The sequence below is a fragment of the Methanohalophilus sp. RSK genome (assembly GCF_003722075.1).
Classification (GTDB): domain Archaea; phylum Halobacteriota; class Methanosarcinia; order Methanosarcinales; family Methanosarcinaceae; genus Methanohalophilus.
On the sequence record NZ_RDSK01000017.1, the window covers coordinates 84773 to 100349 of the forward strand.

At 44.0% G+C, this 15577-nt stretch carries 18 protein-coding genes; 9 read left to right on the forward strand and 9 right to left on the reverse strand.

Annotation, left to right across the window (positions count from 1 at the left end):
* Positions 1-59: 59 nt before the first annotated feature.
* Genes queD through queC form a run of 4 tightly spaced genes read right to left on the reverse strand, consistent with a single transcriptional unit; the run spans position 60 to position 2373 of the window.
* Positions 60-410 carry a 6-carboxytetrahydropterin synthase QueD gene (gene queD / locus EFE42_RS09880; protein WP_123137073.1) on the reverse strand — a complete coding sequence of 117 codons (351 nt, stop codon included), beginning with the start codon at positions 408-410 and terminating at the stop codon, positions 60-62.
* Positions 410-1129: a 7-carboxy-7-deazaguanine synthase QueE gene (locus EFE42_RS09885; RefSeq protein WP_123137074.1), complete on the reverse strand. Its 720-nt coding sequence runs from the start codon at positions 1127-1129 to the stop codon at positions 410-412. The genes queD and EFE42_RS09885 overlap by 1 nt, the downstream gene beginning before the upstream one ends.
* Entirely contained in the window at positions 1130-1693 is a 564-nt protein-coding gene (locus tag EFE42_RS09890; protein ID WP_123137075.1) for a DUF366 family protein, read from the reverse strand.
* Positions 1693-2373: a 7-cyano-7-deazaguanine synthase QueC gene (queC, locus tag EFE42_RS09895; protein WP_123137076.1), complete on the reverse strand. Its 681-nt coding sequence runs from the start codon at positions 2371-2373 to the stop codon at positions 1693-1695. The genes EFE42_RS09890 and queC overlap by 1 nt, the downstream gene beginning before the upstream one ends.
* Positions 2374-2480: 107 nt before the next feature.
* On the opposite strand from queC, the gene EFE42_RS09900 reads away from it, so the two are divergent.
* Complete coding sequence (locus EFE42_RS09900) at positions 2481-2972, forward strand: hypothetical protein (protein WP_233564813.1); 492 nt, start codon at positions 2481-2483, stop codon at positions 2970-2972.
* Between the two features lie 24 nt (positions 2973-2996).
* Here the strand turns inward: EFE42_RS09900 and ala are convergent, their stop codons facing one another.
* The gene (gene ala, locus EFE42_RS09905) at positions 2997-3977 is read right to left on the reverse strand and encodes an alanine dehydrogenase (RefSeq protein WP_123137077.1); all 981 of its coding nucleotides are present in this window, start codon (positions 3975-3977) and stop codon (positions 2997-2999) included.
* 62 nt (positions 3978-4039) lie between these two features.
* Between ala and EFE42_RS09910 the strand changes: the two genes are divergently transcribed.
* The 7 genes from EFE42_RS09910 to truD all read left to right on the forward strand — a co-directional run bounded on the left by EFE42_RS09910 (position 4040) and on the right by truD (position 10628).
* On the forward strand, positions 4040-4762 hold the full coding sequence (locus tag EFE42_RS09910) for a DUF434 domain-containing protein (RefSeq protein ID WP_123137095.1): 723 nt from the start codon (positions 4040-4042) through the stop codon (positions 4760-4762).
* A 139-nt stretch (positions 4763-4901) separates the two neighbouring features.
* Positions 4902-5159: a DUF2769 domain-containing protein gene (locus EFE42_RS09915; protein WP_123137078.1), complete on the forward strand. Its 258-nt coding sequence runs from the start codon at positions 4902-4904 to the stop codon at positions 5157-5159.
* Between the two features lie 142 nt (positions 5160-5301).
* Positions 5302-6786, forward strand: a complete 1485-nt coding sequence (locus EFE42_RS09920; protein WP_123137096.1) for a glutamate synthase-related protein — start codon at positions 5302-5304, stop codon at positions 6784-6786.
* Between the two features lie 82 nt (positions 6787-6868).
* Positions 6869-7774, forward strand: a complete 906-nt coding sequence (mptN, locus tag EFE42_RS09925; protein ID WP_123137079.1) for a tetrahydromethanopterin:alpha-L-glutamate ligase — start codon at positions 6869-6871, stop codon at positions 7772-7774.
* A gap of 26 nt (positions 7775-7800) precedes the next feature.
* Positions 7801-8148, forward strand: a complete 348-nt coding sequence (pth2, locus tag EFE42_RS09930) for a peptidyl-tRNA hydrolase Pth2 (RefSeq protein WP_072360357.1) — start codon at positions 7801-7803, stop codon at positions 8146-8148.
* An 11-nt stretch (positions 8149-8159) separates the two neighbouring features.
* Complete coding sequence (locus EFE42_RS09935; protein ID WP_123137080.1) at positions 8160-9302, forward strand: transglutaminase family protein; 1143 nt, start codon at positions 8160-8162, stop codon at positions 9300-9302.
* 9 nt (positions 9303-9311) lie between these two features.
* A complete protein-coding gene (truD, locus tag EFE42_RS09940; RefSeq protein WP_123137081.1) occupies positions 9312-10628 on the forward strand; it encodes a tRNA pseudouridine(13) synthase TruD in 1317 nt (438 codons plus the stop codon).
* On the opposite strand, the gene pyrG is transcribed toward truD, so the two are convergent.
* From pyrG to EFE42_RS09955, 3 genes are read right to left on the reverse strand one after another with little or no spacing between them, the layout of a single operon-like run.
* Positions 10625-12214 carry a glutamine hydrolyzing CTP synthase gene (gene pyrG, locus EFE42_RS09945; protein ID WP_123137082.1) on the reverse strand — a complete coding sequence of 530 codons (1590 nt, stop codon included), beginning with the start codon at positions 12212-12214 and terminating at the stop codon, positions 10625-10627. The two genes, truD and pyrG, sit on opposite strands and share 4 nt — an antisense overlap.
* 13 nt (positions 12215-12227) lie before the next feature.
* Complete coding sequence (locus tag EFE42_RS09950) at positions 12228-12884, reverse strand: hypothetical protein (RefSeq protein ID WP_123137083.1); 657 nt, start codon at positions 12882-12884, stop codon at positions 12228-12230.
* Positions 12885-12899: 15 nt separating this feature from the next.
* Complete coding sequence (locus EFE42_RS09955) at positions 12900-13082, reverse strand: methytransferase partner Trm112 (protein WP_123137084.1); 183 nt, start codon at positions 13080-13082, stop codon at positions 12900-12902.
* Positions 13083-13185: 103 nt separating this feature from the next.
* On the opposite strand from EFE42_RS09955, the gene EFE42_RS09960 reads away from it, so the two are divergent.
* Positions 13186-14133, forward strand: a complete 948-nt coding sequence (locus EFE42_RS09960; RefSeq protein ID WP_123137085.1) for a nucleoside recognition domain-containing protein — start codon at positions 13186-13188, stop codon at positions 14131-14133.
* Between the two features lie 411 nt (positions 14134-14544).
* Here the strand turns inward: EFE42_RS09960 and EFE42_RS10580 are convergent.
* Positions 14545-15577, reverse strand: a 1033-nt coding sequence (locus EFE42_RS10580) for a hypothetical protein (RefSeq protein WP_158599234.1), incomplete at its 5' end; no start/stop codon positions are given.

Genomic DNA, 15577 nt, shown 5'->3' on the forward strand with positions numbered 1-15577 from the left:
TCTAGACAAATCTTATGTTGCTATTGAGTCACATCTAGATATAGGTTTTGGAATCCTGCTCACTCAATTCCACCTAACTGGCACCACTTACCGTGTCCTTCCCAGACCTTCACAGAGAGAGGGAAATCCAGCTGCTGAGATAAGCGGTTATAGATATGCTCACAGAGATTTTCCGAACTGGGATACTCCAGGATATCATTGAGCATGCAATGATCGTATTCTTTCAAAGTAGACCGGACAGTCTGTTTTACGTCATAAAAATCAATGACCATCCCCGATGGCTTTTTTTCTCCTTCAAGGACAACTTCCACCTTATAGGTATGACCATGAACTATACCACAACTTTCATGCCCGGGCAGATAGTGGGCACTGTCAATATATTCCTCTACTCCAAGTTTCATTTTTGTCATTATAGGCACCCCCACATTTTGTGAGTCTGTGGGATAATAAGAGTGTTTTTGATATTGAGTAACTTTTCCTGCAGGGAAAGTATTGTCTGTATATCTGTAGCCCTTGTGTGCTGTGTGACCGGCTGCAGTACTACACAGCTTATGTAATCGGATATCTGCTCTACAACATCCATCACATCAGCCGGCTTAGTTGAAGAAGTTACTACAATTTTACAGAAACAATCCCTGTGTTGATTGCTGCGAAGTGTGCGGAAACACCGGTATGTGTGTTCGATGTGTTCATCAAAGTTATTCCCTTCAAATTCTTCGGGTGATTTAACATCTCCGGCCACATAATCTACCGAGTCTTTCACAACCTTCGCTTTTTCCGGCAGGGTCATGTTAGTTTCAAGATAAACAGGAGCAGGCAGGTCCAGACCCCTTATGAATTCTGCATGCAAAAGAGGTTCCCCTCCTGTCAGGGATACCGAATGCAGATTATCAAATGACCTGATTTTTTCTTCAATGTCTGAAGCGCAAAGCAGGGGTGAGAGTTTCTCAAATTCACCGCTTCCAGGCACTTTTTCAAAAAGACAATGATCCGGTTCATCGAGAGGAGTATCGCAGTAGGAGCAATCCAGATTACACCCAACAAACCTGACAAAGGCCTGCCGCGCCCCTACATAAGGACCCTCTCCCTGTACCGCACAGAATATCTCGGATACCGGCTTCCTTTCCACTTAAACCACATCCAGGGGTCGGGATTTTCGAAGATCTCCTTCGATATCCTCCATCTCTTTAATGTATCTCCCTGTGATAGCTTCCAGCAATTGCCAGGCTTTTTCTGCAGCAATACCACATTCTTCCAGGTTACCATAAAAATCATGGGATATATTGATGCCAAAATGTATCTTCTGTGAGACCGCAGAGGTGCTTGCAATGGATACCGTCAGTTTTTTCCCATTGACAAAAAGATCATCCCCCTCCCTGTCAGTCATGATTCCCATAGAAAAAAGTGTTTCAGCAACAAGAGTTGTGAAAAGCCGCTGCCTGCTGTAGATCAATTTCAGGTCGGTGGAATCGAAGTGCTCAATGATAAAATGAAGCATGTCGGCAGATACAATGGATTCGTTTTGCCTCTTGTCCTCAAGGTCAATCATGTGTGCGATTTGCACATCACATTGTCCCCGGAATGCCACCACGGAATCGGCCTGTATGCCGAACATCTGGTAGGCCCAGAGAGAGGATATCTGGCTGCCGTCATAATCATAATTCCCATCCATTATATGCGCTTCAATTCCCATTATATATCCTCCACTGCCGGATCCTTGATGCCTGCTTCCCGGAAAGCCCGTGCCCGCCTGACACAGCTTTCACAAACTCCACAGGGTTTTTCTTCGCCCTGATAGCAGCTCCAGCTTAAAGCTAACGGAGCCTGCGCCCGAAATGCTTCCTTTACAATGGCCACCTTATCCATTTCAAGCACAGGAGATATAAGCCGTACTCCATTAAGAGTGGAGTAAGAAAAGGCCCGATTGATACTGTCTACAAATTCCGGGGAATTGTCCGGGAAAGTGGCGGCTTCCTCTGCATTGAAACCGGCAATAATATAGCCACAATCCATGGCTTCGGCAAAAGCGGCAGCAACGTTTGCCATTAATCCGTTCCTGTTAGGAACCCAGACGTTTGCTGCAGATTCAGAAGTCACGTCCTCGTTCCCGAGGTCTGCCTCGGACATATCCGGTACGTGTCCCTGACGGTTTACCAGGGATGTTGTAGTAATATCTTTCATCCAGTCCAATGAAATTACACGATGTGGGATGCCATAATGAGCACATATCTGCCGGGTACGCACAATCTCTGCATCCGCAGCAAGCTGCCCATAATCAAAAGTCAGGCCAAGCTGTACATCGTATTTTGCAGACGCTATCGCAAGGGATACGACAGAATCCAATCCACTGCTGATCAAACAAACCGCTTTCATTAATATACACCGGTATTCCTCCAGTACTCCCTGAGTATTATTTATAGATATCCCGTCGAAACTGGCAAATATAATATCTACAATATATTAATAAAAAGGTGAAATTTATGGCCGGTATTAAAGATAAAGAAACTCTGAAATCCCAGTTACAGAAAATGTACTGGATAGAAACAGAAATGGAACAACTTGTCATATGGGAGTCACGCATCGAACTCATGGGAGAAGATGTGGATGCCCTTGAAAGACTTGCAAATGATTCAGACAATCATGGCCTGCAACTCAAAAAATGGATGGAAAAAGCCAGTATCCCACTTCCAGATAAGATACCAAGAGGGCTTCCTCAGAAAGTATTTGATTTTGAGGATATGGACAGTCCCGAATTGTTCAAAGCCATAATGAAATATGAAATCCTTGCACGAGATGTTTACAAGAATATCACTGAGACCGACCCCTATGTAATTGAAGAATTGTTCCCTGATGAAAGTGACCAGGAGAATTTCCTCAAGGATATGGAACATATCTCTAAAGAGGAAGAAGGCCACAGGCAGATATGTGAAGAAAGGGTCGGCGGATTTAAGACCATAAGGGGCAAAAGGTGAGTGGTCACCTGCCATTCCAAACAATCAGAACAATTTTGCCTGCGAACCTACACCTTTATTTTTTGCTTTCTTGTAAACCAGATTGGCAGTCACAATGTCCTGTATTGCCAATCCCGTTGAATCGAAAACCGTGATCTGAGAAACTGATTCACGGCCCACATGCAGACCGGCAACTACCTGACCCAGCTGGGCGAAGATATCTTCCTGTCGGATGTGACCCTCAGAAAGGGGAACATTCACTTCCCCGGAATGGGTGGCCTGTGCAATATCGTCGACCACAACCCTTGCTTTCTGGAGGATAGCAGGTTCCAGCTCTTCCTTCCCCCTGGCGTCAGCCCCGATGGCATTGATGTGGATTCCCTCAGGCAACCATTGTGCTTTGATGATCGGTTTTCTTGAAGGAGTGGTAGTTACCAGAATATCCGCATCACATGCTTTCTGGATACTATCAACTACTGTTATGTCACAGCATGCAACTGATTCCATTCCTTCTTTGAAGTCCTCCGCTCTTGAAGTATCCAGATCAAATATACATACCTGTTCAAGCTCGAAAACGTTCGATAAAGCCTCTAGCTGTGTCCTGGCCTGGTTACCGGTTCCCACCATCCCCACTACACTGCTGTTTTCACGCGCAAGATAGCGGGCTGCAACACCTCCTGCTGCGCCAGTGCGTATATCCGTAAGATATGTACCATCCATAATAGCCAGGGGTGCACCGGAGGATGTGGAATTGAGTATAACCGTCGCCATCACAGTAGGCAAACCCACCTTGCGGTTTTCAGGATGGACATTTACGACCTTGACACCTGCAACATCCTCTTCCTCCAGAAAAGCGGGCATTGTGCGTAGATCCCCATTATGTTCGGTAAAATAAAGATAGGACTTAGGTGGCATCTGTACCTTATTCCTGCCATGCTGGGCAAAAGCCATTTCCACTGCCTCCAGAGCTGAAGGCATATCCAGCAGGGATTTCACATCATCCTGATCAAGCCAGAGTATTTCCAAAAAATCACCATTAAAGGGTGGTTGCCGACATGTATAAAACTTATCGGAAGAGATTTTCAGGTATGGAATCTATCGCAGGTAGCACATCAGTTGAAAAACTCAAAAATAAACTAAGAGAACCTGCAGCCGACATAAGGTACCTTCTCTACAGGGAATACAGGAGAAAAGGTGCAATCAGGTTTGTCAGTAACCATTACCGTCTGGCAGAAGAAGAAAGGCACATTCTCACAAGGCTTGTATTTGACCCGGAAACCGCAGTCAAGCGCAGCAATAAAAGGCTTGCATGCTCCCAACTTAAAGGATGTGATATCTTCATAGACGGCTACAATGTACTGATAACCATGGAAAGCGTGCTTCAGAATGAGACAGTATGGTTTGCAGATGATGGATTCCTGCGTGACACCCGGGGAATTTTCAAGAACCACACCAATACAGCTACAACCTATCAGGCTGTTGATGAGATGCTGACCACACTTTCGGCCCTGGCAGTAAATTCTGCAACAATCCTTCTTGACACTCAGATGAGCAACAGTGGCAAACTTGCACAATTCATCCGTAAGAGAGCGACTAAATGCCCTTTCAAAACAGCCGTCACGACATCAAAAAATGTGGATTTCGACCTCAAACAAGTCGGACCCAGGGGTGTAATAGCAACTGCTGACAGCGTAATAGTGGATGCTGTGGAAAGGGCGGCCGACCTAACCGCCTGCTGGATGGACCTGAAAGGTATTGTGGGAGAGAGTATAGGTAATGGAGAAAAATCAGACGTCAATCAAAGATATTGATCGGATGAACAGAATCTGCCAATGAAATTGATTATTGTGTCCCCATTCTGCATAAACATTCAGAGGCAACAGTTAGATACATAAAAGACATGGATCATACATTCTATTAATATAAAATATAATATAGGGAGTGAAATGGATGGCAGAAGAAATGAGTCCTGAGGAAATGGAACAAAAGAAAGAAATGGTAATGTCTATGTGCATATGTCCTAGCTGTCCCTCCTGGGTCGAATGCGGGGAAAGGGGCGGATATTGCTTCCCAACAATCGGCAAGAGCGACTGTATTAAAGATGAAAGTGGCTGTATCTGCGGAGGCTGTCCGGTAACAGAGGAAATGGGACTTACTAACGGCTATTACTGTACCAGGGGATCCGAGAAGGAACAACTTGGGAAGTAATCCTTCCATAATATCTTTTTTTTAAACATACATATTCCATGCAGTACGTCAGGGAAATATATTGTCTTGTGTCCCCATTGCGTCTGAATATCCCCGAAAATCCCTTCTGGAAAACAAAAGTACTATACCAAACTGTGATACAATGTCCAAATACCGATGTGAAATCTGTAATGTTTTTGAGTACGATGACGATAGAGGAAATTCACTTACGGATATCAAGCCGGATACAAAACCGGAGGATTTTCCTGATGACTGGGAATGTCCTATCTGTAAAGCGAATAAGACCCACTTAAAACCCGTAAAAGAGGAGAAGGCTGAGACCCATGTAGAGGAAGTTGTAACCTGTCCCTACTGTGGTACAAGAAGCAGGATGTCAATAACCACCCTCGATAAGGAGCTGGGCGGATATTTGGGGAAGTGGAGAAGGGAATCAGATGAACTGGAAAGCTATATGTCAGATATTCATCAGATATCAGTCACAGGCGAATCCATAATTGAACCCATGAGGACGAAAATGGATGTGGTTTCCTGGGAGGATGTACTTATAAAGGGGGCCCAACTTGCAAAATTTCCATTAAACCATGATGAAGCAGTGAATACTGGTACAACAATCGGTCCAAAAGCAAAACAGCCCCTTATGATAGATACACCTCTTTACATTACCCATATGTCATACGGAGCACTCTCCCGGGAGATTAAGATCTCCCTGGCAGCCGGAAGTGCTGCTGTGGGAACCGCCATGTGCTCGGGAGAAGGCGGAATCCTGCAGGATTCCTTTGAAAAAGCACACAAATACATATTCGAATACGTGCCCAACAGGTACAGTGTCACTGATGAGAACCTGCAAAAAGTAGATGCCATCGAGATAAAGATCGGCCAGTCAGTAAAACCCGGCATGGGAGGACAGTTGCCAGCCGAGAAAGTAACTCCTGAGATTGCAAAGGCAAGGGGATTTCCCGAAGGAGTGGATGTAATATCCCCATCCCGGTATGAGGATATAAAGAACAAAGATGACCTCAAGAACAAGGTTTCCTGGCTCAGGGAAAAATCCGGGGGAAAACCAATCGGCATCAAGATCGCAGCAGGCAATATTAAAGCAGATCTTGAGGTTGCAATCCATGCAGAACCTGATTTTATTACAATCGACGGGAGACCGGGAGCAACCGCTGCTGCAAAAAAGTTCGTCAAACAGGCAACCTCGATGCCTACGCTGTTCGCCCTGTACAGGGCCAGGAAATTTCTGGATGACAGGAACAAAAAGGGTATCTCACTGGTAATCACAGGTGGCCTGAGAGTTTCCTCTGATTTTGCAAAGGCCCTTGCAATGGGAGCCGATGCCATAGCAATAGGCACTGCAGCCCTGATGGCATGTGCATGCCAGCAATACCGTTTGTGTGATACAGGACAGTGTCCGGTGGGGGTTACCACCCAGGATCCGGAACTTCGAAAGAGGCTGAAGATCCAATATTCCGCCAAAAAACTGGAACATTTCCTGAGGGTTTCAACGGAGGAAATGAAGGATTTTGCCCGGCTGACAGGCAACGATGATGTCCATAAATTAAGCACAGAGGACCTGTGCACCACAAATACGGAAATTTCAGGAAATACTGATATAGAGCATGTCTGATCGAAGACATGTCCCTTTTTACTAATTTTTCTATTTGCTGGACAAAAACATAATTATCCGATTAGCATTACATTAAATCCAGATGAAAAACATAGGAATACTCATAACCGATCCTGAAGACTGGACCACAAAATCCCTAATCGAAACCGCATCTCACAACAATATTAACCCCATCCCGATTAACCTTGCCTATGCAGAAGTGACTATCGGGACAAACATAACCTACCACGCAGGGGACATAAACCTGCAGGATCTGGATGCCATCATTGTGAGGGATGTGGGAGGAGGCAATGGGGATGGAGTCATTTTCAGGTTTGATATTTTACGCCAGTTGGAATCCTATGGGATACCTGTTATTAACCCACCGGCATCAATCCAGAATGCTGCAAACAAATATCATGCTACATACCTTCTGGCAGAAGCAAATATACCGGTACCTCCCACAAAAGGTGTCCAGAGTATAGAAAGTGCCATGAATGCCCTGGAATCATTCGAAGACGCCATCATCAAGCCCGTATTCGGGTATAAAGGCATGGGAATATCCAGAATCAAGAACGCACAGCTAATCAATCCTGATGGAAATTTGGATGATACACCGGCAAGGGAATTTGTAAGCAGGATGATGAATGAAAGGAAAATGTTATACATCCAGAAATATATAGCAAATCCCGGCAGGGATATACGTGCCTTTGTTGTTGGTGATGAAGTGATCGGGGCCATCTACAGGAAAGCAGAAAAAGGATGGTTAAACAATCTCAGCCAGGGTGGAAATACTGAGAAATGTATGCTGGGAAAAGAACAGGAAGAACTTTGCGTCCGTGCATGTGAAAAAATAGGGGCCGAATATGCAGGAGTCGACCTGATCGAAGGAAAAGGCGGTGACATGGTGCTGGAAGTCAATGCAACTCCTTCCGGGGCAGGTATTTATAGAACATGGGGGATAAATCCGGCAGAGAAGATAATAGACCACCTTATGGAAAGACTCTGACCTGATTTCCTAAAGAGGACGTTAAAATGTTTACCTGCAAACAATGTATTGTGATCCGACAGGACCTGAAATTATCAAAGGGCAAACTTGCAGTACAGGTGGCCCATGCTGCAGTATCAGCATCTGAGAAGGCAGATTCCAGAATATATTCAAAATGGAAAGCCGAAGGACAGAAAAAAGTAGTACTTAAAGTACCTGCCGAAAGGGACCTTTATGAGTTGAGGGAAATCGCCCGGGCACAGAACCTTCCCACCGCCCTGATACAGGATGCCGGTCTGACCGAGATTAAGCCAGGCACTGTTACCGCTCTTGGCATCGGGCCCGCAACAAATGAAGACATAGAACGTATTACCGGTTCCCTGAAATTGCTTTAAAGGATGGTACAATGGGGAAAAAAGGGTTCATGTTACTGGTAGCCCTGATTGGCATACTGATCTATATCGGCGGCCAGAATCCGGAAATTCTGCAGGAAAGCATTCCCATCCCCGATGACAGGAGTATGGAAACTGCCTATGAACTCGATACACAAACCCTGACATACCCACAGGTACAGATTCTTGATCCCGAATATGACTATAAGCCCAGCCAAAGTAATATACTGTCCCCCGGATACAGCATATCAAGTGCTTACAGTTATGGAGAACCTTTCCGGAAAAATACCGGTATGCTCACAATGACCATAACAAATACGGGTAATAATGAAATTTACGTATATGGATACGGCATCCGGCCGGCAAGTGGAAGCGGCATATACGATTTTGAAAGCGGATACCTGATACCCCCGGAAGAACAAAAAGAACTTGGATATGCCTGTTTTGACGTACCCGACAAATCGACAATAAAACTAGAGCCTTTTGTAAAGATAATGGCAACTTCCGAATCCGGGAAATGGCACGATTACGGGATGCAGTATTTTGACGCAATTGAAATCGAAACCCAGGCTGCTGCTACAGAAGTAAATCCACAATATACGTACAACCCGGCCTATCTTTTCGATAAGATTAACTCCCTTGTCAATTCATCCGACCCACAGGTCAGAAGCAAAGCTGCAAAAGCAGCAAAAGAGTACCCCGGCAAATACAATATTTATCAGGTATGTGCCCTGTATGATAATTTGATAGAAGATGTGGATTATATCAGTGATCCCCGGGGATCGGATTACTGGGTTGATCCGGGTGAGACCCTAGAAATCGGGGCAGGGGATTGTGATGATTATGCCATCACAATGGCTTCCCTGGTAGAAGCAATCGGGGGCACATCCCGGATATATCTGACCGATACACACGCCTATGCGGCAGTTTACATAGGAACAAATGAAGATATCGATCGTATCTCAGGGGCCATAGAGCAATACTACGGATGTGTACCCGTATACTATGCAACCGACAAATACGGTTGCTGGTTACTTCTTGATCCGGCCGCAGACATGTATGCAGGGAGCCTGCCGGTGGAAACCGCTCCCACAGAAAATGGCTGGACATACACCAGACAGACAAATGTAACAGTAATAGATATTGCCGCAAGATGAGGATTATCCATGCAAGTGCCTGATATAGAAAAACAAACCGGTATCGACCTTTATGTAACTGAAACAGAGGGTATCGGCGGAAAGTTGAAACAAATTAGTGAAGATTTTGTTGTTGAGGAAGTCACGGGTAGGGAGGAAGGAGAGGAAGGAAAATACCTGATCCTCGAACTTACGAAAAAAAACTGGGAAACCCACCACCTGATAAGAGATATGTCCCGAATTCTGGGAATAAGTTCCAAAAGGTTTGGTTTTGCAGGGACCAAGGACAAGAGAGCACTTACCACCCAGCGTATAAGTATATACGACCTTGAGGCAGAAGATATTGAAAGGATAAAACTCAGGGATGTGGATCTGAAAGTTCTGGGTCGTTCCAACAAAGATGTAGGTTTGGGAGACCTTGTGGGGAATAAATTCAAAATAATTGTCCGGGATATCGATCTGCCCCAGCAGGAACTTGATAACAGACTCATGAATATCACTTCCACAATAAATAACCTTGGTGGAGTCCCCAACTTTTTTGGGATTCAGAGATTTGGCTCCCGTCGTCCCATCACCCACCTTGTGGGCGAATCAATAGTCAGGGGAGATATTGAAAAAGCTGCAATCGATTATATCGGTTTGAGTTTTCCAGACGAACACGAAAAAACAAGGCTTGTGCGTGACCGTTTCTATAAGGAGCGCAACTATATCGAAAGCCTGAAAGAATATCCTGTCCAGTTGCGGTATGAAAGAGCAATGATGCACTATCTTGTGAATAATCCGGATGACTTTGCCGCAGCATTCGGAGAATTGAGTTCCAATATGCGGAACATGTTTGTCCATGCCTACCAATCATATATCTACAATCGGATTATCTGCAGGCGAATCCGGGAAAAACTGCCCCTCAATGAAGCGGTTGAAGGTGATATTGTGTGCTTCAAGAATAAACAGGGGCTGCCGGATACTTCCCGGCTTGAAACTGTAACATCCTCCAAGGTAAAAGGAATTAATAACCTGATCCGCAGGGGCAGAGCTTTTGTGACGGCCCCGCTGGTCGGCACATCCACCGAATTTACGGACAGCTCCCCGGGCAATATCGAAAAAGAAATGCTCCAGGAGACCGGTGTTGAACAGAAAGATTTCCGCATTCCTGAAATTCCCGGTATAACCTCAAAGGGCAGGCGCAGGGAAATACTGTTGAATGTCAAACCTGCTTACGCAATTGCCGATGACGAATTAAATGAAGGAAAGAAAAAAGTTACACTGGAGTTCTGCCTGCCCAAGGGAAGTTATGCGACAACCGTCCTCAGGGAATACATGAAAGCAGAACCCGCAGATATGAGTTAATAATTCCTCTTAAACATTGCTTCTACAAAAGCCCTGAAAGGAGGAGATGGCCTGCCGGGTCTTGAGCGAAATTCAGGATGGAACTGGGAAGCAAAAAAGAAACTATGAGAAGGTATCTCGGCTATTTCCATACGATTACGATTTTTGCCCGAAAATACCATTCCCTTCTCTTCCAGCCTATCTACAAAGTTGGGATTTACCTCATACCGGTGACGATGGCGCTCGACTATGGTATCGGTTCCATAGATTTTTTCTGCCAGTGAACCCTTTTTGAGAACGGCTTCATAATCCCCGAGTCTCATTGTGGCACCCATATTTACTATATTTTCCTGTTCCGGTAAAAGGTCTATTACCGGATAAGGGGTGTTTTCATCGAATTCGGCACTGTTGGCATTTTCCATATTCGCTACATTACGTGCAAACTCAATTACACTCAGTTGCATACCAAGACACAATCCCAGGAAAGGAATGTCATTTTCCCGGGCAAACTTTACAGCCTGTATCTTGCCTTCTACACCACGTTCCCCGAAACCCCCAGGAACAAGCACACCATCATACTGCTGAAGAGTATTGATTGCTGCCGGGTCTTCATCAAAGGATTCCGAACTTACCCAATCGGTCCTTACCTTGCATCCAACTTCTATTGCTGCATGTTTCAGGGATTCCCTTATGCTTAGGTAGGAATCTTCAAGATTGGTATATTTCCCAACAATTGCAAGCCTGACATCCCCGGTAGCAGCATTCATTCTTCTGACCATATCTTCCCAGGCATGGTCTTGCTGTTTGGTGACCAGATCGAGTCTTTGCATCATGTACCCTGTAAGTCCCTGTTCTTCCAGCAGGAGAGGAACATCATAAATATCATTTGAATCATGTGCACTTACTACAGCTTCCTTTGGAACATCACAGAAGAGGGACACTTTAGCACGGGTACTTTCATGCAGAGGATTTTTACATCGTGCGACAATAACATCCGGGGATAGTCCAAGCTGGCGCAGATCTTTGACCGAGTGTTGTGTGGGTTTTGTTTTCTGGTCGCCCTGGGCATCAATGGGAACCAGGGTTACATGAAGGAAAATAATGTCCTCCTCGGATTCCTCCCTGTGCATCTGCCTGACCGCTTCAAGGAACGGCATACTCTCAATGTCACCCACCGTCCCGCCGACTTCAATCAGACAGATATCAGCACCACTTTTGGCTGCAACCCTGCGGATACGGGCCTTTATTTCATTGGTAATATGAGGAATGATCTGCACTGTCTTACCAAGATATTCGCCCCTTCTTTCCTTTTCAATAACAGACTTGTATATCTTACCGGTAGTCAGGTTATGATCCCATGTCAGTTCAGTGTCAAGATACCTTTCGTAGTTGCCCAGATCGAGGTCTACTTCACCACCGTCTTTCAGGACATAAACTTCACCGTGCTGGAAAGGACTCATGGTACCCGCATCAATATTGATATAAGGATCTATCTTGATGGCGGTTACCTTTTGTCCCTTGTTTTTCAGGTTCCGTCCTACAGAAGCAGCAGTAATCCCCTTACCGAGACCACTCATAACACCGCCTGTGATTATAATATATTTCATTCTAAGTACCTCGTTATTTCCTGAAAACAGGTAGTTTGGTTAACATATAAGCAAATAATAAAGTCAGAAGGATAGCTATTGCCAGAGAAGTATAAAAGCTGGTTGAAAAACCAGCAGGATTCAGGTTGACAGATGATATTACATAATAGGCACCAAAAAGGAAACCAATTAACATAAACAAAAAGATGACTAGTTTCATATCATTTGGTTTGATTGATTTCTCAAGGAACTTCCCAAAATCCATGCTCCATTTAGCCTTTGATGCAGAAGAAGGGGTTGAAGGAATATGGGCAGGTTCAATTTTTGGTTCTTCCTCTACCGGAATTCGTACATTGTCCTTCTGTCCTATGTTTATACTAAATGATTCGGTTTTGGAGCCATATCCCATGGTAACAAAAATAGTACCACTACTGAATACCCTGCCGTCATGTGGAATCCTGACAACAACGGGCACATATTCTTCATGGGTCACATAAGGATTGTCATCAAGGAAAGTTACATAACCATCCAGATTTTCTGAAATGGAAAAATTGACATGCGTTGGTGAACCATAGTTGATAATCACAATCTCAAAACTCTGTTCTCCACCGGGAGAGAGGGAGACCTCAACAGAAAGAGTGTCAAATTCAATGGAATTTACGCCAAGCCTGTTGATATGTATCTGTTGCAATGCGGATTCACCTGTTTAGTCTCTCATTTCTGGAGGAAGCATATTGGGAATGCCTTCCTCGATGGGATAATATTCGTCACATGCAGCACAATAAAGGGTACCACTAATAACCTCTTCCCCTTCGTCACTGCTTATATTTAGAACTAGCTCCCCCTTGCACAGGGGGCAGGCAAGGATGTCCATCATTTCTTTTTTCATGACATTCACATCTCCAGATATAATTACTAATAATATCAAACTTCTGCTATTAATAAAAACGGGATAAATAGATTAATTTACAGGGATTCCTATCTAAAATGATATGATCGACTTGCTATTAAGGGTTCTTGATTTTGCAGTTCCCATACTTATAATGATTTTTATCGGATTATGGGGTGCCGGACTCCTTATAGAACTGGGGCTGATGAAAAAATTATCCCGACTCACAAGACCCCTGCTCAAGCACACCAATCTGCCCGAGTCCTGCGGAAGTGCTTTTTTAGTTGCTATCGGATCAACGGCTGCTGCAAACAGCATGGTAGTCCAGGCAAAGGATAAGGGGTGTGTTAATGACAGGGAAGCAATACTATGTGCTCTCCTCAACAGTACGCCTGCTTATGTAAGGGGGATCATAACATATCAGATTCCCATAATATTACCTGCACTGGGCCCTGTAGTCGGTGGATTCTATGTGATGGTATTCATTATATCAGCCGTTGTGAAGTTTTCAGTTGTTATAATGCTGAGCAAATTCTGGATAAAGGAACAAAAAAACTGTACACTGGATGATGGGCACAACGGGGATAGACCTCCACTAAAGGAAGCCATGAAAGCAAGTTTCAAAAAAGAAAAGAAACTTTTCTTCAAGATCGCCACCATATACCTGGGCATGACCACCCTTGTTTTTGCACTGAGGGAGCAAGGCTTTTTTGAGATATTCAGTGTGCTGCCCCTGGCAGACCTTTTTGGGATTCCTTCAGAAAGCATCATCCCCCTGACAACTTATATTGCCAGCCCCATATTGGGAGTATCATTGCTTGGCCCCATGATCGGAGAGGGAAGTATATCCTACCTGCAGGCCATGATCGTCATAATGCTTGGAAGTATGTTCATGTTGCCCATATTCAGTATAAGGACTCTGTTGCCAAGATATATTTCTATATTCGGTCCCAAACTGGGCGTGAAAATAGTAACAATATCAACCGGAATGAGTATACTGATACGATTTACGATACTGGTGATATTACTTATAATTGTGCATAATATTTAAGACAGTCTAAAGTATAGACAGAAGAGTAGCACATGGCGTCTGAAAGAATAGTAGTTGAGTGATTACACTTTTTTATTTATTTTTATGAGAAATGTTTTTGATAACATATTCAGTAAACTTCAATCTGCTTTTGGCTTCAATGTAGATAGGAGTGTAATATATTTGTTATTTGTATAGTTTCCGCATCTAAACACAAAACAGATGTATCTATTTTTAAAAGAAATGTCAATAATAAGATCACTATTAATATTTATTCATTTAGAACGGGAACAACAGGATATTGGATAACTCCAATCGTTTGCTATTTCTGAATAAAGTGGACATCAACCCTATAGATATGCTTCTCCTGTAAACGCAACAAAATATTCCTGCAAAAAAGTAAAAAAGAACTCTGGCAAATCACCAGAGTTTTTAGTCTTCTCTCTGCCTTTTCCTAAAGACAATCACAAGTATTGTAAGCAACACCAATACTCCCATTCCAATGAACAGGTTTTGAATATTGTCACCCTCATCTGATTTTGGAACATCGTCAGTCATCTGTCCGGCTGAATCAGATGTAGTGTCCTCCTCACTTTCGGATTCAGGAGTTACAATCTCTTCATCCAGGTCTTCTTCTGTACTCTGAGACCTGTTTTGAAGCATCTGTAACTTTAGATAGGCAGGCAGCCCGTCATCAGATCCGGAACCTGAATCATACTTGTAATCTGCAGTCACTGCAAAGGGTGAGAAACCTGGGATATCCCTTACAATGAAGTAGGAATAAGTCCCATCATTTCTGAGAAGTTCAGGTTCGTACGATTGCCATCCAGAAGTACCCCTGTGTTTCAGATAGACAGTATCAATTAGCAGAGAACCGCCACCAACATTATTCAGAACCTTGAACTCGATACTTCTGTTCTCGCTTCCATTATTTACAAGGGTTTCATTATTGAAACTGATATCCATGTACTGATACACTGAATCCTTCTCAAAATTAAGCTCTGATTCATTGAGTGCAGAAGCATTCAGTACTTCTACCTTTATCTGAATACCTTCGGTTTCATTGCTGGTATTGAATGACACGAAATCTATGCTACATTCAATTCCAGTCTTCTCGGAGGTCTTGTTGCTGGTATTGAAACGTACATAAGATTCACCACCAGATTCATTTACTTCCGGAGTTGTGTTGATTACCTGATCGATATCATCTGCATCTTCTGCGGATGAATTTGTTACAGTCCATTCCCAGAAGAACACGTCAGTTCTACCAATACTCTCATTGCTGACGTGTGCGGAGATATTGTACACATCCATGAAGAAGTCATCCTGATCAATGTACTGGCTGGTATTCACATTGCAATAAGACAGATGAGCAGAATCATCGGTATTGTTGTTGTACAGCGTTACTCCTGAACCATTCAGTGGTGTACCATCAATGAACCATTCATAACTGGAATACAGTGTA